Source organism: Citrobacter sp. RHBSTW-00944 (assembly GCF_013615435.1).
Lineage (GTDB): Bacteria > Pseudomonadota > Gammaproteobacteria > Enterobacterales > Enterobacteriaceae > Citrobacter > Citrobacter braakii.
On record NZ_CP055418.1, the window covers coordinates 754,075 to 772,783 of the forward strand.

Consider the following 18,709-nt stretch of genomic DNA (forward strand, 5'->3'; position numbering starts at 1 on the left):
CATGGTGAGAGTTTATGCCCCGGCTTCCAGCGCCAATATGAGCGTCGGGTTTGATGTGCTCGGAGCGGCGGTAACCCCGGTGGACGGTTCGCTGTTAGGCGATGTGGTATCCGTTGAGGCGGCTGACAATTTCAGCCTCAACAACCTCGGTCGCTTTGCCAATAAGCTGCCGCCTGAGCCGCGAGAAAATATTGTCTACCAGTGCTGGGAGCGATTCTGTCAGGAGCTGGGTAAAAGCGTTCCGGTGGCGATGACGCTGGAAAAAAATATGCCGATTGGCTCCGGGTTAGGCTCCAGCGCGTGTTCCGTTGTGGCGGCGCTGGTCGCCATGAACGAGCATTGCGGTAAACCGCTCAACGATACGCGCCTGTTGGCGATAATGGGTGAGCTGGAAGGGCGTATCTCCGGCAGTATTCATTACGATAACGTCGCCCCGTGCTTTTTGGGCGGTATGCAGTTAATGATCGAAGAAAACGGCATTATCAGCCAGCAGGTGCCAGGCTTTGATGAGTGGCTGTGGGTACTCGCGTATCCGGGGATTAAAGTGTCGACGGCAGAAGCGCGGGCGATTTTACCTGCGCAGTATCGCCGTCAGGACTGTATCGCCCACGGGCGGCATCTGGCTGGGTTTATCCATGCCTGCTATTCCCGTCAGCCAGGGCTTGCCGCGAAGCTGATGAAAGATGTCATTGCTGAGCCGTACCGTACCCGCCTGCTGCCAGGCTTTAGCCAGGCGCGTCAGGCGGTAGCGGAAATCGGGGCGCTGGCCAGCGGCATCTCCGGTTCGGGGCCGACGCTGTTCGCTTTGTGCGACAAGCCGGATACGGCGCAGCGTGTAGCAGACTGGCTGGGTAAAAATTATCTGCAAAATCAGGAAGGCTTTGTTCATATTTGCCGGTTGGACACGGCGGGCGCACGGGTACTGGGATAATCAATGAAACTGTATAATCTGAAAGATCATAACGAACAGGTCAGCTTTGCACAGGCCGTCACGCAAGGGCTTGGCAAGAATCAGGGATTGTTTTTTCCGCACGATTTGCCGGAATTCAATCTGTCAGAAGTCGATGAAATGTTGAACCAGGACTTCGTTAGCCGCAGCGCGAAGATCCTTTCCGCATTTATCGGTGAAGAAATCCCACAGGAGATTCTCGAACAGCGCGTGCGTGCGGCGTTTGCCTTCCCGGCGCCGGTTGCTCAGGTTGCCGCGGATATCGGCTGTCTGGAGCTGTTCCACGGCCCAACGCTTGCATTTAAAGACTTTGGCGGGCGCTTTATGGCGCAGATGCTGACGCATATCAGCGGCGACAAACCGGTTACCATTCTGACGGCGACCTCTGGAGACACTGGTGCGGCAGTCGCACATGCCTTTTATGGCCTGAAAAATGTGCGCGTGGTGATCCTTTATCCGAACGGCAAGATTAGCCCATTACAGGAAAAACTGTTCTGTACACTGGGTGGCAATATTGAAACCGTGGCGATTGATGGCGATTTTGATGCCTGTCAGGCGCTGGTGAAACAGGCGTTTGATGACGAAGAGCTGAAGGTAGCTTTGGGGCTGAATTCGGCTAACTCAATTAACATTAGCCGTCTGCTGGCGCAAATCTGTTACTACTTTGAGGCCGTGGCTCAACTGCCGCAAGAGGCGCGTAATCAACTGGTTATTTCCGTTCCCAGCGGCAACTTTGGCGATCTGACTGCCGGGCTGCTGGCAAAATCACTGGGCTTGCCGGTGAAGCGTTTTATCGCGGCGACCAACGTCAACGATACGGTTCCACGCTTTCTTGCACAAGGTGAGTGGGCGCCGAAAGCGACACAGGCGACGTTGTCGAATGCGATGGATGTCAGCCAGCCAAATAACTGGCCGCGGGTGGAAGAACTGTTCCGCCGTAAAATCTGGCGTCTGAATGAGCTGGGTTATGCCGCTGTTGACGATGCCACTACTCAGGATACGATGCGTGAGCTGCATGAGATGGGGTACACCTCAGAACCGCATGCGGCGGTGGCTTACCGTGCGCTGCGTGACCAACTGAACCCTGGCGAGTACGGCCTGTTCCTCGGTACTGCGCATCCGGCAAAGTTTAAAGAAAGCGTTGAAGAGATTCTTGACCTGACGCTGGCTCTGCCAAAAGCGCTGGCGGAACGCGCGGACCTGCCGCTGCTTTCTCATCACCTGCCTGCTGATTTTGCTGAACTGCGCAAGCTGATGATGACCCGCAGTTAACGGTTGTGCCCGCTGGCGCTTTGCTTAGCGGGCCTACAAAACCAGTCGGCCGGATTGGGAGTTCGCCGCCATCCGGCCTTTTTACTACTGCTCCTGGCGCTTAAACACCAGTTCGCCATTTCCTGACGCTTCTTCATCAAAGAAATAGCCTTCGCTGTTAAAGGCGGTCAGCTGTTCTGGCTGCGTTAAGCGGTTCTCAATAATGTAGCGACTCATCAGGCCGCGCGCTTTTTTGGCATAGAAGCTGATGACTTTGAACTTGCCGTTCTTCTCGTCGAGGAAGACCGGTTTGATAAGCTCCGCGTTGAGCTTTTTCGGCTTCACGGATTTAAAATACTCATCCGAGGCGAGGTTAATCACTACGCTGTCGCCTTGCGCTTCCAGCGCTTCGTTAAGTTTATCGGTGATGGTATCTCCCCAGAACTGGTAGAGATCTTTACCTTTCGCATTGGCCAGACGAATACCCATCTCCAGACGGTAAGGCTGCATCAAATCCAGCGGACGCAAAACGCCGTACAGCCCGGACAACATCCGTAAGTGTTGCTGAGCGAAGTCGAAATCCGCTTCGCTGAAGGTTTCAGCCTGCAGTCCGGTATACACGTCGCCTTTAAACGCCAGAATGGCCTGGCGCGCGTTTTCCGGCGTGAAGTCAGGCTGCCAGTCATGGAAACGCGTGGCGTTCAGATCCGCCAGCTTGTCGCTAATTCCCATCAGCTTGCCAATTTGCGGAGCAGAGAGTTGGCGCGCCACGTGAATAAGCTGCTGAGAGTGATCCAGCAGTTCGGGCAATGTATGACGTGTCGTTGCCAGCGGACTTTGGTAGTCGAGCGTTTTTGCAGGTGAAATCAGAATCAGCATATCCAGTCCTTGCAGGAAATTTACTGCGACTTTAGCAAAAAAAACGACAGAATTGATCGATGGTTGCGATTGCCGCGCTATCCGCGCGGCGTCTCATCCCAGCTTTCGGGCGCAAGTTGTTGTCTGATATCAGGATAACGGCGCGGATCGAATTCTGGGCGCACCCCGAGTTTGCGTTGGCGTAGATAGTCGCAGGCGATAGTCTGCACAACCGGTGAAAGCAGCAGAATCGCCGTCAGGTTAGTGATGGCCATACACGCCATAATGATGTCCGCCAACTGCCAGACCAGCGGAACGCTGACTAACGTTCCGCCGATAACGGTGCTAACGGTGGCGATCCTTAATAGCCAGATGACGCGGATATTGTCCAGCTTCAGGAAAACGAGGTTATTTTCCGCATAGATGTAGTTGGCTACGATAGAGCTAAAGGCAAACAGAATCACAATTAACGCCACGAATCCGGCACCCCATTCTCCCGTCACTGAAACCATCGCTTTCTGGAGTAACTGGATGCCTTCCATCGGTACATAGCTGGCGTCATTACCCGCCAACAGAACAATCATCGCGCTGGCCGTACAGAGAATCAGCGTATCAACTAATACTCCGATCATTTGCACAATGCCTTGTGCCGCAGGATGCGGAGGCCAGGATGCTGCCGACGCGGCCGCGTTCGGAGTTGATCCCATTCCGGCCTCATTAGAAAACATACCGCGTTGAAAGCCGCTGGCAATGGCCTGGCTTAGCGTATACCCGGCGGCACCGGCTGCGGCTTCCTGCCAGCCAAAGGCACTTTTTATAATGGTCATGATAATGCCGGGGAGCTGCCCGAAATGCCAAAGACAGATGACGATGCTGCAACCGACCCACAACAGCGCCATCATCGGAACGAACCATTGCATCAGGCGGGCAACGCCTTTAATGCCGCCAACGATTGCCAATAATGACACTATTGCCAGTGCGATACCGGTGAAGAGGGGAGGGATATCAAAAGCAAAGGTCAGCGCATGAGAGACCGAATTAGCCTGAACGCTGTTAAAAATCAGACCATAAGCAATGAGTAAAAAGATGGCAAAAAGAACGCCCATCCAGCGCATGCCCAGCCCACGCTCCATATACCACGCAGGACCGCCGCGAAACTGTCCCTTGCTGTCGCGCTCTTTATACAGTTGGGCAAGAGAGCTCTCGGCAAATGACGTCGCCATACCAATGATCGCCGAGACCCACATCCAGAACACGGCTCCCGCGCCGCCAGCGGCAATCGCCAACGCCACGCCCGCCAGATTTCCGCTACCGATACGTGCGGCAAGACTGGTGCATAAAGCCTGAAAGGAAGTTAAACCGCCCGGCTGCGGGCTGATGCTGTTTTTAAGACTTTTGCCAAACTGGCGAATATAGCGGAACTGAATAAACCCTGTACGCCAGGTGAACCAACATCCTGCGCCAAGCAGGAGGTAGATCATCACCGATCCCCAGAGTATTTCATTAATAAATGAGAAAAAATCAGGCATTAACATCCCTCTTGTTGATGCCGGTAAGCGCGAATATTCCCGTGTAAGCGCTACCAATAATCGACCAGTATATACCTTATAAGGTGATTGATTGCGGGAGTTTATCATAACAATCGTTATATCCCTTAATTGCGCATCACAGGCATGGCGATGCGTAATCAGGGCTGAGCGGCTGGTCGGACAATCCAGGCGGTTGCGCTGAGAGTGCGTCGTGCTATCATCAGGGAAGATCGGTTACATCCCCCTAACAAGCTGTTTAAAGAGAATCGCTATCATGACGGACAAATTGACCTCCCTTCGTCAGTTCACCACAGTAGTGGCCGACACCGGAGACATCGCGGCAATGAAGCTGTATCAGCCTCAGGATGCCACAACTAACCCTTCTCTCATTCTTAACGCAGCGCAGATCCCGGAATACCGCAAGCTGATTGATGACGCTGTAGCCTGGGCTAAGCAGCAGAGCAACGACCGTGCGCAGCAGGTCGTCGACGCGACCGACAAGCTGGCAGTAAATATCGGTCTGGAGATCCTGAAACTGGTCCCAGGTCGTATCTCCACTGAAGTTGACGCTCGTCTGTCCTACGACACCGACGCGTCCATCGCTAAAGCAAAACGCCTGATCAAAATGTACAACGATGCTGGCATCAGCAACGATCGCATCCTGATTAAACTGGCTTCAACCTGGCAGGGCATCCGTGCCGCTGAGCAGCTGGAAAAAGAAGGCATCAACTGTAACCTGACTCTGCTGTTCTCCTTCGCGCAGGCGCGTGCATGTGCAGAAGCTGGCGTATATCTGATTTCTCCGTTCGTTGGCCGTATTCTTGACTGGTACAAAGCCAATACCGACAAGAAAGAGTATGCACCGGCAGAAGATCCGGGAGTGGTTTCCGTAACGGAAATCTACGAGTACTACAAACAGCACGGTTACGAAACCGTAGTTATGGGTGCGAGCTTCCGTAACATCGGAGAAATCATTGAGCTGGCAGGCTGCGATCGTCTGACGATTGCTCCGGCACTGCTGAAAGAACTGGCGGAAAGCGAAGGTGCTATCGAACGTAAACTGTCTTTCTCCGGCGAAGTGAAAGCGCGCCCTGCACGTATCACCGAAGCTGAGTTCCTGTGGCAGCACAACCAGGATCCAATGGCTGTAGACAAACTGGCGGACGGTATCCGTAAGTTTGCTGTAGACCAGGGTAAACTGGAAAAAATGATCGGCGATCTGCTGTAATCATTAGTGCGTGGCCCTGATATGGGTCACGCTACCTCTTCTGAAACCTGTCTGTCCTTCCCTTCGCAGTGTATCATTCTGTTTAACGAGACTGTTTAAACGGAATAATCATGAATACTTTACGCATTGGCCTGGTTTCCATTTCTGACCGTGCTTCCAGCGGCGTTTACCAGGATAAAGGTATCCCGGCCCTTGAAGAGTGGCTGGCGTCTGCCCTTACCACCCCTTTTGAGCTGCAAACGCGGTTGATCCCGGATGAACAGGCGATCATCGAACAGACCTTATGTGAGCTGGTAGATGAAATGAGCTGTCATCTGGTGCTGACTACCGGCGGAACGGGTCCGGCCCGTCGTGACGTAACGCCTGATGCAACGCTTGCCGTAGCCGACCGTCAGATGCCGGGCTTTGGTGAGCAGATGCGCCAGATAAGCCTGCACTTTGTGCCAACGGCGATTCTTTCCCGTCAGGTTGGCGTGATTCGCAAGCAGGCGTTGATCCTGAATCTGCCTGGGCAGCCAAAATCGATCAAAGAGACGCTGGAAGGCGTGAAAGATGCCGACGGTAAGGTTATCGTGCCGGGTATTTTTGCAAGTGTACCGTATTGTATACAGCTATTGGATGGGCCGTATGTGGAAACCGCAGCGACTGTTGTAGCATCTTTTCGTCCTAAAAGCGCAATACGCGATACAAATGCCTGAAAGTAGCCCGATCGTGGCATAAGTACCAATGACAGTGGAGTATTGAATTGTTTACGATATAGTAATTTTTGCTTTACATATATCAACGAACAGATTCAATTACTTCACTGACTCATGGTTTGCTATGTCACAACACACTCGACCGCTGAATCGCCAGGATTATAAAACCCTTACGCTTGCTGCCCTTGGTGGTGCGCTTGAGTTTTATGATTTCATTATCTTTGTCTTCTTTGCCGCTGTTGTTGGCGAGCTTTTCTTCCCCGCAGACATCCCTGAATGGCTACGTCAGGTGCAAACCTTCGGCATTTTTGCCGCCGGCTATCTGGCGCGTCCGCTGGGGGGCATCATCATGGCGCACTTTGGCGATCTGGTCGGGCGCAAGAAAATGTTCACCCTGAGCATTTTGCTGATGGCGATACCGACGCTGGCTATTGGCCTGTTGCCTACTTACGCCTCAATGGGGATCCTCGCGCCGCTGCTGTTACTGCTGATGCGTATTTTGCAAGGCGCTGCCATCGGCGGAGAAGTTCCGGGCGCGTGGGTGTTTGTGGCGGAGCATGTACCGGAGCGTCGTATCGGCATTGCCTGCGGAACGCTGACTGCCGGCCTGACGGTGGGAATTCTGCTGGGGTCGGTGGTTGCGACGCTGGTGAACACCAGCCTGACGCAGCAGGCGGTGCATGATTACGGCTGGCGTATTCCTTTCCTGCTGGGGGGCGTGTTTGGGCTGGTGGCGATGTACCTGCGTCGCTGGCTGCAGGAGACACCCATATTTCTCGAAATGCAGCAGCGTAAAGCGTTGGCGCAAGAGCTACCGGTGAAGTCAGTGGTGAGCAAACATAAAAAAGCGGTAGTTATTTCAATGCTGCTGACCTGGCTGCTATCGGCTGGGATTGTGGTGGTGATCCTGATGTCACCAGTCTGGTTGCAGAAGCAGTATGGCTTTGCGCCGGCGCTAACGTTACAAGCCAACAGTGTCGCTACCATTATGCTGTGCGTCGGTTGCCTGCTGGCTGGGTTTATTGTCGATCGGGTCGGCGCCAGCAAAACCTTTATTGTCGGCAGCCTGCTGCTGGCCTGTTCAAGCTGGTTTTTCTATCACCTGACCGGCAGCCATCCCCAGCATTTGTTCCTGTTATACGGGCTGGTGGGGTTATGCGTTGGCGTGGTGGGTGCTGTGCCTTATGTGATGGTGCGGGCGTTTCCGGCGGAAGTCCGCTTTACCGGAATATCCTTTTCTTACAACGTGTCGTACGCCATTTTTGGTGGTCTGACGCCAATCGCCGTCACGATGTTAATGAGCGTGTCGCCGATGGCTCCGGCCTGGTATGTGCTGGCGTTATCGCTGGTAGGGCTAGGTTTGGGGATTTGGCTGCGACAGGATCTTTATCATCGCGATTCGAGCGTACAGGCAGAGTTACAGCGCTTGTAAGGAATATCCCCCCGTCAGGGGGGATAGCATCAGATTAGTGCGCTTCACCAATCGGCAGGATGGTACGGCCAAACTGTTCGTTCAGCACTTCACCCATCGCCAGGTAAATGGCGCTTGCACCACACACTAAGCCTACCCAGCCAGCAACGTGAATGATCGCTTCGTTACCCGCAATGTTGCCAACGGCCAGCAGGGCGAACAGCACTGTCAGGCTCAGGAACACGAACTGCAGCATGCGCGCGGCTTTCAGCGTACCGAAGAACATGAACAGAGTGAACACGCCCCACAGACCGAGGTAAGCGCCCAGGAACTGACCATTGGTTGCATCCGCCAGGCCCATTTTCGGCATCAGCAGGATCGCAACCAGCGTCAGCCAGAACGAACCGTAGGAGGTAAAGGCGGTTAAACCGAAGGTGTTGCCTTTTTTATATTCCAGCAGTCCGGCAAAAATTTGCGCGATACCGCCGTAGAAAATGCCCATCGCCAGAATAATAACGTCCAGAGCGAAGAAACCCGCGTTGTGCAGGTTAAGCAGAATGGTGGTCATGCCAAAGCCCATCAGGCCCAGCGGTGCCGGATTAGCCAACTTAGTGTTGCCCATAATTCCTCAAAATCATCATTGATTGAATGGTGAAATAGTTTCCCCGAATAACGATCGCTGTCTTCGGGGCGCGGCATGATAATCAGGGGAGAAGGCACTGTCTATGATCTAACGAAGGGAAAATGAATTATTTTCCCTGTGATGGGCATCACGTTTGCCAGTTACGGCGGTGCTGCTCAGCAGCAGGCCCATAAGCAGGCTGGTGGAAAGAGTTAACACAGATTTCATGGGGTTTCTCTTTGACGGCTGCAACAGTGTGTGACTTCAGACCAGATTACCGTCGTCATAAAAACGATTCATGCTCGTAATCTTTTCTTTTTATTGCAATTTTTATGTGAATAACTTTCCTGATTTAATTGGTTGTATGAATTAATTCTGGTTGGCGACTATTCATTTTTCTCTCTTTTTGCCTTTTTTCTGCGAATTTAATGCCACAAGGCTAAAAAAATTTTTCATGCCCCCCTTGATGACGTGGGTTACGACCCCATCTTGTAGACAACCGCAGTGGTGAGTCTGAAAAAAAACGATTCAGGGTAGTTGAAACCGCACGTTTCGCCCTTATTACAGATTCACAACCACATGATGACCGAATTTTTAGTGGAGACGTTTAGATGGGTAAAATTATTGGTATCGACCTGGGTACTACCAACTCTTGTGTAGCGATTATGGATGGCACTACTGCACGTGTGCTGGAGAACGCCGAGGGCGATCGCACCACGCCTTCTATCATTGCTTATACCCAGGATGGTGAAACTCTGGTTGGTCAGCCGGCTAAACGTCAGGCAGTGACAAACCCGCAAAACACCCTGTTTGCGATTAAACGCCTGATTGGCCGCCGCTTCCAGGACGAAGAAGTGCAGCGTGATGAAGCCATCATGCCGTACAAAATCATCGGTGCTGACAATGGTGATGCATGGATTGACGTAAAAGGTCAGAAAATGGCACCGCCGCAGATTTCTGCTGAAGTGCTGAAAAAAATGAAGAAAACGGCTGAAGATTACCTGGGTGAACCGGTAACTGAAGCAGTTATCACCGTACCTGCATATTTTAACGATGCTCAGCGTCAGGCAACCAAAGACGCCGGCCGTATCGCAGGTCTGGAAGTAAAACGTATCATCAACGAACCAACCGCAGCTGCACTGGCTTACGGTCTGGATAAAGAAGTCGGCAACCGTACTATCGCGGTTTATGACTTGGGTGGTGGTACTTTCGATATCTCTATTATCGAAATCGACGAAGTTGACGGTGAAAAAACCTTCGAAGTTCTGGCAACCAACGGTGATACCCACCTGGGTGGTGAAGACTTCGATAGCCGTATGATCAACTACCTGGTTGACGAATTTAAGAAAGATCAGGGTATCGACCTGCGTAACGACCCGCTGGCGATGCAGCGTCTGAAAGAAGCCGCTGAGAAAGCGAAGATCGAACTGTCTTCCGCTCAGCAGACCGACGTGAACCTGCCGTACATCACTGCAGACGCGACTGGTCCGAAACACATGAACATCAAGGTGACCCGTGCGAAACTGGAAAGCCTGGTTGAAGACCTGGTTAACCGTTCTATCGAGCCGCTGAAAGTTGCTCTGCAGGATGCTGGTCTGTCTGTTTCCGACGTTCAGGACGTTATCCTGGTCGGTGGTCAGACTCGTATGCCGATGGTACAGAAGAAAGTAGCTGAGTTCTTCGGTAAAGAGCCGCGTAAAGACGTTAACCCGGACGAAGCTGTGGCAATCGGTGCTGCCGTTCAGGGTGGTGTATTGACCGGTGATGTGAAAGACGTGCTGCTGCTGGACGTTACCCCGCTGTCTCTGGGTATCGAAACCATGGGTGGCGTGATGACTGCACTGATCGCGAAAAACACCACTATCCCGACCAAGCACAGCCAGGTGTTCTCTACCGCTGAAGACAACCAGTCTGCGGTAACCATCCACGTGCTGCAGGGTGAACGTAAACGTGCCGCTGATAACAAAGATCTGGGTCAATTTAACCTGGATGGCATCAGCCCGGCTCCGCGCGGTATGCCGCAGATCGAAGTTACTTTTGACATCGATGCCGACGGTATCCTGCACGTTTCCGCGAAAGACAAAAATAGCGGTAAAGAGCAGAAGATCACCATCAAGGCTTCTTCTGGTCTGAACGAAGAAGAAATTCAGAAAATGGTTCGCGAAGCAGAAGCGAACGCAGAATCTGACCGTAAGTTTGAAGAGCTGGTTCAGACCCGTAACCAGGGTGACCATCTGCTGCACAGCACTCGCAAGCAGGTTGAAGAAGCAGGCGACAAACTGCCGGCTGATGACAAAACTGCCATCGAGTCTGCACTGACCGCGCTGGAAACTTCTCTGAAAGGCGAAGACAAAGCGGATATCGAAGCGAAAATGCAGGCGCTGGCACAGGTTTCCCAGAAACTGATGGAAATCGCTCAGCAGCAGCACGCACAGCAGCAGGCTGGCGCAGCAGGTGCTGATGCTTCTGCAAACAACGCGAAAGATGACGACGTTGTCGACGCTGAGTTTGAAGAAGTGAAAGACAAAAAATAATCGCCCTTTGAACGGGTAATTACTGGCACGGGCGAAGAGGTTTCCTCTCCGCCCGTGCACGCATGTTAGGGGCAGATAAAAAGAGATGGCTAAGCAAGACTATTACGAGATTTTAGGCGTTTCCAAATCAGCGGAAGAGCGTGAAATCAAAAAGGCCTACAAGCGCCTGGCCATGAAATATCACCCGGACCGCAACCAGGGTGATAAAGAGGCCGAAGCCAAGTTTAAAGAGATCAAAGAAGCGTACGAGATCCTCACCGATGCGCAAAAACGTGCGGCTTATGATCAGTACGGCCATGCAGCGTTTGAGCAAGGCGGTATGGGCGGTGGCGGCGGTTTTGGCGGCGGGGCCGACTTCAGCGATATCTTTGGTGACGTGTTTGGCGATATCTTTGGCGGCGGTCGCGGTCGTCAGCGCGCCTCACGTGGTGCTGATTTACGTTACAACATGGATCTCACTCTGGAAGAAGCCGTGCGTGGCGTCACCAAAGAGATCCGTATTCCGACGCTGGAAGAGTGTGATGTTTGCCACGGCAGTGGTGCGAAGGCGGGCACGCAACCCCAGACCTGTCCAACCTGTCACGGTTCTGGTCAGGTGCAGATGCGTCAGGGCTTTTTTGCCGTACAGCAGACCTGTCCACACTGTCAGGGCCGCGGTACGTTGATTAAAGACCCGTGCAACAAATGCCATGGTCATGGTCGTGTTGAGAAGAGCAAAACGCTGTCCGTTAAGATCCCGGCTGGGGTTGATACTGGCGATCGTATTCGTTTAGCGGGTGAAGGTGAAGCCGGTGAACATGGCGCGCCAGCAGGCGACTTGTACGTTCAGGTGCAGGTAAAACAGCACCCAATTTTCGAACGTGAAGGCAATAACCTGTACTGCGAAGTGCCGATTAACTTTGCGATGGCAGCGCTGGGCGGCGAGATTGAAGTGCCGACGCTGGATGGTCGCGTGAAGTTAAAAATCCCGGGCGAAACGCAAACCGGCAAACTGTTCCGCATGCGTGGCAAAGGCGTTAAGTCAGTACGCGGCGGCGCACAGGGCGATCTGCTGTGCCGTGTAGTGGTTGAAACCCCGGTAGGCCTCAACGACAAGCAGAAGCAGTTGCTGAAAGATCTGCAGGACAGCTTTGGCGGCCCGACCGGCGAGCAAAACAGTCCGCGCTCTAAAAGCTTCTTCGACGGTGTGAAGAAATTTTTTGACGATTTGACGCGCTAATTCTCGACTCAATAATCTTTGATAAAAAGCCTGGAACTGAAAAGTTTCAGGCTTTTTTATTTCTGTTTTCCGTTCGGAAAAACCTGAACGACTTTATTTTAATGGCTCGTAAAAACCGATCTATTCATCATGAATAATCTAATTTTAACGAGCTTTATGAAGGTGTAAGATAGTATTTACGAAGTATTCACCCAATAGAGAGAATAAAAGTGAAACATCTGCATCGTTTTTTTAGTAGTGACGCCTCGGGGGGCATCATTCTGATCATCGCTGCCGTGGTTGCTATGCTGATGGCAAATATCGGGGTTACCAGTGGATGGTACCACGCCTTTCTGGAAACGCCCGTTCAACTGCGGGTTGGCGCGCTTGAGATCAACAAAAATATGCTGCTGTGGATCAATGACGCGTTGATGGCGGTTTTCTTCCTGTTGATCGGTTTGGAAGTGAAGCGCGAGTTAATGCAAGGTTCGCTGGCCAGTCTGCGCCAGGCGGCGTTTCCGATCATTGCCGCTATCGGGGGCATGATTGTCCCGGCGCTGCTGTATCTGGCATTCAACTATGCTGACCCTATCACCCGTGAGGGTTGGGCGATCCCGGCGGCAACGGATATCGCTTTTGCATTAGGCGTGCTGGCGCTGTTGGGCAGCCGTGTCCCGCTGGCGTTGAAAATCTTCCTGATGGCGCTGGCGATAATCGATGACCTCGGCGCTATTGTGATCATCGCGTTGTTCTACACCAGCGATCTCTCGCTGCTGTCGCTGGGCGTTGCCGCGTGCGCGATCCTTGTCCTGGCAGCATTGAATCTGTGCGGTGTAAGACGTACCGGTATTTATATTCTGGTTGGCGTAGTGCTGTGGACGGCCGTACTGAAGTCTGGCGTGCATGCAACCCTAGCGGGCGTGATCGTCGGTTTCTTCATCCCGTTGAAGGAAAAACACGGGCGTTCACCGGCGAAGCGTCTGGAGCATGTTCTGCACCCGTGGGTGGCATACCTGATCCTACCGTTGTTTGCCTTCGCTAACGCGGGTGTTTCACTGCAGGGCGTCACCATTGATGGACTGACTTCGGTGTTACCGCTGGGGATCATTGCTGGCCTGTTAATCGGGAAACCACTGGGTATCAGCCTCTTTTGCTGGCTGGCGTTACGCTTCAGGATGGCGCAATTGCCGGAGGGAACGAATTTCCAGCAAATTATGGCGGTCGGCATTCTGTGCGGCATTGGCTTTACGATGTCGATTTTCATCGCCAGCCTGGCGTTTGGGACCGTCGATCCTGAGCTGATTAACTGGGCGAAACTGGGGATCCTGATTGGTTCTTTGCTGTCGGCGGTAATAGGTTACTGCTGGTTACGCACCCGGTTGAACGCAGCAGCCTGACGGGATAACCCTTTCGTGACAATTTTCAGGGAGAGAGTATGTCTCATATAAACTACAACCACCTGTACTACTTTTGGCATGTATATAAAGAAGGATCTGTGGTTGGTGCAGCAGAGGCGCTTTATCTGACACCGCAGACCATTACCGGGCAGATTAAAGCGCTTGAGGAACGCTTACAGGGAAAGTTGTTCAAGCGGAAGGGGCGTGGACTGGAGCCCACCGAATTAGGCGAATTGGTTTTTCGTTATGCGGATAAGATGTTCACGTTAAGCCAGGAAATGCTGGATATCGTGAACTATCGCAAAGAGTCGAATTTACTGTTCGATGTCGGCGTAGCGGATGCGTTGTCCAAACAGCTGGTCAGCAGCGTGCTGAATGCCGCAGTCGTTGAAGATGAACAAATCCATCTGCGTTGTTTTGAATCAACGCACGAGATGCTGCTTGATCAGCTCAGCCAGCATAAACTGGATATGATTATCTCCGACTGCCCGATCGATTCTACGCAGCAGGAAGGGTTGTTCTCGGTGCGGATTGGCGAATGCAGCGTGAGCTTTTGGTGCACCCAGCCATTGCCTGAGAAACCATTTCCGGCCTGCCTCGAAGAGCGTCGATTGCTGATCCCAGGGCGCCGTTCTATGCTCGGGCGTAAGCTGCTGAACTGGATTAACTCACAAGGGCTGAACGTTGAAATCCTTGGCGAGTTTGATGACGCCGCGCTGATGAAAGCGTTCGGCGCAACGCATAATGCTATTTTTGTTGCGCCTACGCTTTATTCCCACAATTTCTATGCCGATGATTCAATTGTTGAAATTGGACGCGTAGAGAATGTAATGGAGGAGTATCACGCCATATTTGCAGAAAGAATGATCCAGCATCCAGCATCCAGCGGTGCAGCGTATTTGCAATGCGGACTACTCGGCATTATTTAAGCTGCAATCAGCCTGATCGTCGTAATGCTTCCGGCTGCGGTGGTTGCCTACAGCCGGAAGGATTCTACAGCTTTAATAAATTTCGGTACTGACCACCTTCGCGGATAAATACCGGAATTCTGTTCAGTGGTGCGGCATAGCGCAGCGTTTGTCCTCCCGCATAACTCTCGCCGGTCACAAGTTCCGTCCATGTTTCCCCTTCTGGTAGCCAGATGTCACGTTCACGCATACCTTCGTGCATGACGGGCGCAATCAGTAGGTCGGGGCCAAAACAGTACTGATCGGTAATTTCCCAACTCCTTGTCTGCTCTGGGAATTCAAAAAACAGGGGGCGCATTACCGGCGCATTGCGTTCGTGCGTTTCCACCATCAGAGCTTTGATGTACGGCTTTAGCTTTTCACGCAACGTCAGACAGCCGGTCAAAACTTCACACACCTCCTCGCCATAGCTCCACACTTCGTTCGCCGCACCGGTCGGGCATTGGGCAATACCATCACGGTAAGCATGTTCCGGTAAAATCTGCGGATCGCGGTTACCGTGCAGACGCATCACCGGGCTAAAGACGCCCCACTGAAACCAGCGAATCAGCAACTCATGAAATTGCGGGTCGTGAATATTACCGCCATGAAAACCACCGATATCCGTCGTCCACCACGGTATCCCCGCGATTCCCATATTGAGTCCGGCGGCAAACTGATTGCGTAGCGATCGAAACGAAGAGTGGATATCTCCGGACCAGACCAGCGCGCCGTATTTCTGGCTCCCGGCCCAGGCGCAACGTAGCAGGTTGATAACCTTGTCTTCGCCATCGGCTTTCATGCCATCAAAAAAGGTTTGGGCGTACATTCGCGGGTAGATATTGCCCACTTCCAGCACTGGCCCGGCGTGATAGCGATAGTTGTCGTAATCGTAAACGCTGAACTCAGGTTCAGCTTCATCTAACCAGAAGAGCTTCACGCCTTTATCGTAATAGTTGCGCTTAGCTTTACCCCAGACGTAGTCACGAGCGCCTGGATGAGTGGCGTCAAAAAAAGTGGTATTGCCGAGGAAATCCATATTGATCGGTATTCCGCGTTCCGTTTGCACCAGCCAGCCGTTTTCATGCATCTCCCGATAGCTCTCGGTGCGGTTATCCACCGTCGGCCAGACAGAGACCATCAGCTCAATGCCCAGTGATTTTAGCTCGGCGATCATGGCGCCGGGATCGGGCCAGTCGCGCTGGTCGAACATCCAGTCCCCCTGATTTGGCCAGTGGAAGAAATCGATAACGATAACCGAGATGGGCAAGTTGCGTCGTTTATACTCGCGGGCGACCGCCAGCAGCTCTTCCTGAGTACGATAGCGGAGTTTGCACTGCCAGAAACCCATGGCGTAATCCGGCATCATCGGCGGTGTGCCAGTAGCAAGCGCGTAAGCCTGGCTGATTTCTGCGGGGGTATCGCCAGCGGTGATCCAGTAGTCCAGTTGTTCGCTGACCTGAGCTTCCCATTCAGTGACGTTGTGGGCGAAGGTTACGCGACCAACTGCTGGATTGTTCCATAAAAATCCGTAGCCCAGACTTGAAAGCATGAATGGTACTGAGGCTTGGGAGTTACGCTGTGCCAGCTCCAGAACGCACCCTTTAAGATCCATATTGGCCTGCTGATACTGGCCCATGCCATAGATTTTTTCCCCTTCAGCGGCTTCGAAGCGGGCTTTAATCGAATATTTTCCTCCCGGAATAGGGCGGAATTCGCGCCCTTCAAGGTTTAGGGCGCTGACGTACTGACCGTGTGAAGACTCGTCCTCACCGATTTCGCCCCGCAGACGCCAGAACTCCTGCAACAGGGGCTTATGCGAATGGCGGTAAAAGGTGACTTGCCCTTTTTGATTGACGACAGCGATAATTTTACCGTTAGTCAGCGTCGCCTGGTGGTGCTCATAAACAATATGGCAGAGGCTTTCTGCGACGGGCTCATTCAATGCCCAGTCCTCATTTCTCATTACCGGTAGATGACGGCCGCTGCGCACGCGTAGGCTGTTCTCGCCCCAGGGTTCAATCCACAAATAGCGATCGTTTTGCTGCCAGACCAGGCGACGCGGGTCATGTTGCACAAATGGCATGGTGGTGCCTCCCGTATTTCGAGGGTGAAGGTAAGGTATGTTATTGATTGATGGTTACCAGATCGTGGCGAATCTTCTCTTCCATCGCTTCGTATTTACGGAAGAAAAGCAGCGGGATCGCCGCGAGCGTGAAGAGCAAGGCAGGCGTCCAGATAAAGGCCCAGGTAATTCCTTCCAGACCTGCAGCGTTCTGGGCGTGGTTCGGAACATAGCCAAAACTGTTCATGATCCAGGCGGCGAAAGCGGTACCTAGGCCACTGCCCATCTTGATGCAGAAAGTACTGCCGAAGGCGATAAGAATGCCGGTAGCCTTGATACCCGTTTTCCATGCGCCGAAGTCGACGGCGAAGCCCAGCATGGCAAACGGCATTGAGCAGGCGATTCCGCTGCCGATATTTCCGAGCACCCAGGCAGCGATGAGGAAAGGAATGTTGTCCGCCGCCAGCCACATCAGGACGCCGCCTAAGGTGGCGACCAGTAAGCCGCCTACCCATATCCAGGTTTTAGCCAGGTATTTGCTAAAGAAAGGAATGGCGATGATAAACAGGATCTGAATTGTCGCCAGGCTGTTAATCAGCGGAACCAGATCTTTGCGGTCAAGGTTGTAGGTTAGATAGTAGACAATCGTCGTGGAGCGCTGCTGCAGGGCGATCCAGAAGATCAGGTTTGCCAGCACCATCAGGATCCATGGCCAGTTACCTTTCATCGCCGTGAAACTTTTTTTCATCGGCAATCTTGGTTCTTGCTGTATTTTATCCGCATCCATTTCACGGATATTTTTAAAGGCGAAAAGCGTTAGTGAACAGGATATGACGGCAAACAGAATCGCCGTATAAATAAATCCTGTATGATCGTTTCCGTTACCTAAAAATGCTACAAGGGGCAATGCAGTGGCATTCATTAATAAAACCCCAATTTGCCCGCCGGTCATTCTCCAGGAATTTAATACCAGCCGCTCCTTGGGGGATAGGGTCATCAGGGGTAATATTGCGCTGAGTGGTGTATTAAGTCCGGTAAATAAAATGCTGGCAATCATGTAGGATATTGCTGCATAGATGGCTTTTCCTGTCATACTGATATCGGGAGACCAAAATGACAGCGCGCTGAATACACCAAAAGGCAGCGGTAACCATAAAAACCAAGGGCGGCATTTACCGTAACGCGAACGCGTCTTATCGATGATGATTCCCCAGATGGGGGCGTCTATACCATCTACAATACGCGCCAGTAGCAGGATAACCCCGGCTACGGCGAGGCTGATACCCGCAACGTCCGTGTAGAAATATAAGATGTAGGTTGAACCGAAACAGTACAGTAGATTACCTGCCACATCTAAAGAGCCGTAGCTAATACGCTGTAGTAAAGATAATGATGCTGACCCGCAAGACTGGGTATCCTCAATAACAGAACTCATAATGATAACTCCGATATTGGTGCGATACGCCCAGAAAAACAGCTTTTACTTTCTAAGCAATAGGGTGTTTTTTATTTTTTGTTTCCAGAAAACGTTAGCCTTTGGATTGAAATAGTGGTTAATTGGTTTTATGAAAAATAGTTAACTCTGGCATCGTGATCAATTATCAAATCTTACTTCAGGATTGCGTTTATTCGTTTTTGGATGAGTAATTATTTCATTTGTTATGGTGGTCACAATTTCATCTACAATGAAATTAAAAAAGTTAAACAGTGAAAGAAAATAACTTTCATGTACCTGGTGAGGTGGCGGACTGAAAGGAGGAGCGGGCAGGAGGAGTACTGTTCAAGATCAGTGAATGACGGTTGCTGTCGAATCAGGCTGCAAACGACAGGCATAATAAACCCGCTTACGCGCAATGCCGCGCCGCTTAAGTGAACGGTATTGGGTTGTGGGGGGTTGTTACTCGGCCAGTCGGTACACTGCGCCCTGCCACCTTGTGGCAGGGTCACTGGCGTGCGTTGATCAAAGTGGATGTGCCGGAGAAAAAATCTTTAAGATCAAACAGAAAGTAATTTCCTGAGACC

Annotated in this window: 13 protein-coding genes and 1 pseudogene; 9 read left to right on the forward strand and 5 right to left on the reverse strand. The window is 52.2% G+C overall.

All coding sequences use genetic code 11. The annotated features are described in order from the left end of the window. Position 1 precedes the first annotated feature (1 nt). Together thrB and thrC are read left to right on the forward strand one after the other, a co-directional pair. Entirely contained in the window at positions 2-931 is a 930-nt protein-coding gene (gene thrB, locus HV334_RS03585; RefSeq protein WP_019078325.1) for a homoserine kinase, read from the forward strand. A 3-nt stretch (positions 932-934) separates the two neighbouring features. Further along, complete coding sequence (thrC, locus tag HV334_RS03590; protein ID WP_181221185.1) at positions 935-2,221, forward strand: threonine synthase; 1,287 nt, start codon at positions 935-937, stop codon at positions 2,219-2,221. An 84-nt stretch (positions 2,222-2,305) separates the two neighbouring features. On the opposite strand, the gene yaaA is transcribed toward thrC, so the two are convergent. Together yaaA and HV334_RS03600 are read right to left on the reverse strand one after the other, a co-directional pair. Then, positions 2,306-3,079: a peroxide stress protein YaaA gene (gene yaaA, locus HV334_RS03595; protein WP_016155647.1), complete on the reverse strand. Its 774-nt coding sequence runs from the start codon at positions 3,077-3,079 to the stop codon at positions 2,306-2,308. Positions 3,080-3,156: 77 nt separating this feature from the next. Beyond that, a complete protein-coding gene (locus HV334_RS03600) occupies positions 3,157-4,587 on the reverse strand; it encodes a sodium:alanine symporter family protein (RefSeq protein ID WP_016151630.1) in 1,431 nt (476 codons plus the stop codon). A gap of 274 nt (positions 4,588-4,861) precedes the next feature. Here HV334_RS03600 and tal point away from each other — a divergent pair, with 274 nt between their 5' ends. From tal to HV334_RS03615, 3 genes are all read left to right on the forward strand, one after another. Beyond that, positions 4,862-5,815, forward strand: coding sequence for a transaldolase (gene tal, locus HV334_RS03605; protein WP_016151631.1), 954 nt, complete (start codon positions 4,862-4,864; stop codon positions 5,813-5,815). Between the two features lie 110 nt (positions 5,816-5,925). Beyond that, positions 5,926-6,513, forward strand: a complete 588-nt coding sequence (gene mog / locus HV334_RS03610) for a molybdopterin adenylyltransferase (RefSeq protein WP_141875888.1) — start codon at positions 5,926-5,928, stop codon at positions 6,511-6,513. A 124-nt stretch (positions 6,514-6,637) separates the two neighbouring features. After that, the gene (locus HV334_RS03615; RefSeq protein WP_016151633.1) at positions 6,638-7,945 is read left to right on the forward strand and encodes an MFS transporter; all 1,308 of its coding nucleotides are present in this window, start codon (positions 6,638-6,640) and stop codon (positions 7,943-7,945) included. A gap of 34 nt (positions 7,946-7,979) precedes the next feature. On the opposite strand, the gene satP is transcribed toward HV334_RS03615, so the two are convergent. Next, a complete protein-coding gene (satP, locus tag HV334_RS03620) occupies positions 7,980-8,546 on the reverse strand; it encodes an acetate uptake transporter (protein ID WP_003018969.1) in 567 nt (188 codons plus the stop codon). A gap of 611 nt (positions 8,547-9,157) precedes the next feature. On the opposite strand from satP, the gene dnaK reads away from it, so the two are divergent. The 4 genes and pseudogenes from dnaK to nhaR all read left to right on the forward strand — a co-directional run bounded on the left by dnaK (position 9,158) and on the right by nhaR (position 14,620). Then, positions 9,158-11,080: a molecular chaperone DnaK gene (gene dnaK / locus HV334_RS03625; protein WP_016151634.1), complete on the forward strand. Its 1,923-nt coding sequence runs from the start codon at positions 9,158-9,160 to the stop codon at positions 11,078-11,080. 85 nt (positions 11,081-11,165) lie between these two features. After that, a complete protein-coding gene (gene dnaJ / locus HV334_RS03630; RefSeq protein WP_008786151.1) occupies positions 11,166-12,299 on the forward strand; it encodes a molecular chaperone DnaJ in 1,134 nt (377 codons plus the stop codon). 209 nt (positions 12,300-12,508) lie between these two features. Then, a complete protein-coding gene (nhaA, locus tag HV334_RS03635; protein ID WP_016151635.1) occupies positions 12,509-13,675 on the forward strand; it encodes a Na+/H+ antiporter NhaA in 1,167 nt (388 codons plus the stop codon). 38 nt (positions 13,676-13,713) lie between these two features. Further along, positions 13,714-14,620, forward strand: a pseudogene (gene nhaR, locus HV334_RS03640) (transcriptional activator NhaR). 48 nt (positions 14,621-14,668) lie between these two features. Here the strand turns inward: nhaR and HV334_RS03645 are convergent. Both HV334_RS03645 and HV334_RS03650 read right to left on the reverse strand, forming a co-directional pair. Further along, positions 14,669-16,708, reverse strand: a complete 2,040-nt coding sequence (locus HV334_RS03645; RefSeq protein WP_181221186.1) for a glycoside hydrolase family 31 protein — start codon at positions 16,706-16,708, stop codon at positions 14,669-14,671. A gap of 40 nt (positions 16,709-16,748) precedes the next feature. Further along, positions 16,749-18,122, reverse strand: a complete 1,374-nt coding sequence (locus HV334_RS03650) for an MFS transporter (protein ID WP_103766848.1) — start codon at positions 18,120-18,122, stop codon at positions 16,749-16,751. Positions 18,123-18,709 lie beyond the last annotated feature (587 nt).

Excerpts from the sequence above, each read along its gene's own strand:
- thrB (WP_019078325.1), top strand. The coding sequence starts at position 2 with ATGGTGAGAGTTTATGCCCCGGCTTCCAGCGCCAATATGAGCGTCGGG.
- thrC (WP_181221185.1), top strand. The coding sequence starts at position 935 with ATGAAACTGTATAATCTGAAAGATCATAACGAACAGGTCAGCTTTGCA.
- yaaA (WP_016155647.1), bottom strand. The coding sequence starts at position 3,079 with ATGCTGATTCTGATTTCACCTGCAAAAACGCTCGACTACCAAAGTCCG.
- HV334_RS03600 (WP_016151630.1), bottom strand. The coding sequence starts at position 4,587 with ATGCCTGATTTTTTCTCATTTATTAATGAAATACTCTGGGGATCGGTG.
- tal (WP_016151631.1), top strand. The coding sequence starts at position 4,862 with ATGACGGACAAATTGACCTCCCTTCGTCAGTTCACCACAGTAGTGGCC.
- mog (WP_141875888.1), top strand. The coding sequence starts at position 5,926 with ATGAATACTTTACGCATTGGCCTGGTTTCCATTTCTGACCGTGCTTCC.
- HV334_RS03615 (WP_016151633.1), top strand. The coding sequence starts at position 6,638 with ATGTCACAACACACTCGACCGCTGAATCGCCAGGATTATAAAACCCTT.
- satP (WP_003018969.1), bottom strand. The coding sequence starts at position 8,546 with ATGGGCAACACTAAGTTGGCTAATCCGGCACCGCTGGGCCTGATGGGC.
- dnaK (WP_016151634.1), top strand. The coding sequence starts at position 9,158 with ATGGGTAAAATTATTGGTATCGACCTGGGTACTACCAACTCTTGTGTA.
- dnaJ (WP_008786151.1), top strand. The coding sequence starts at position 11,166 with ATGGCTAAGCAAGACTATTACGAGATTTTAGGCGTTTCCAAATCAGCG.
- HV334_RS03645 (WP_181221186.1), bottom strand. The coding sequence starts at position 16,708 with ATGCCATTTGTGCAACATGACCCGCGTCGCCTGGTCTGGCAGCAAAAC.
- HV334_RS03650 (WP_103766848.1), bottom strand. The coding sequence starts at position 18,122 with ATGAGTTCTGTTATTGAGGATACCCAGTCTTGCGGGTCAGCATCATTA.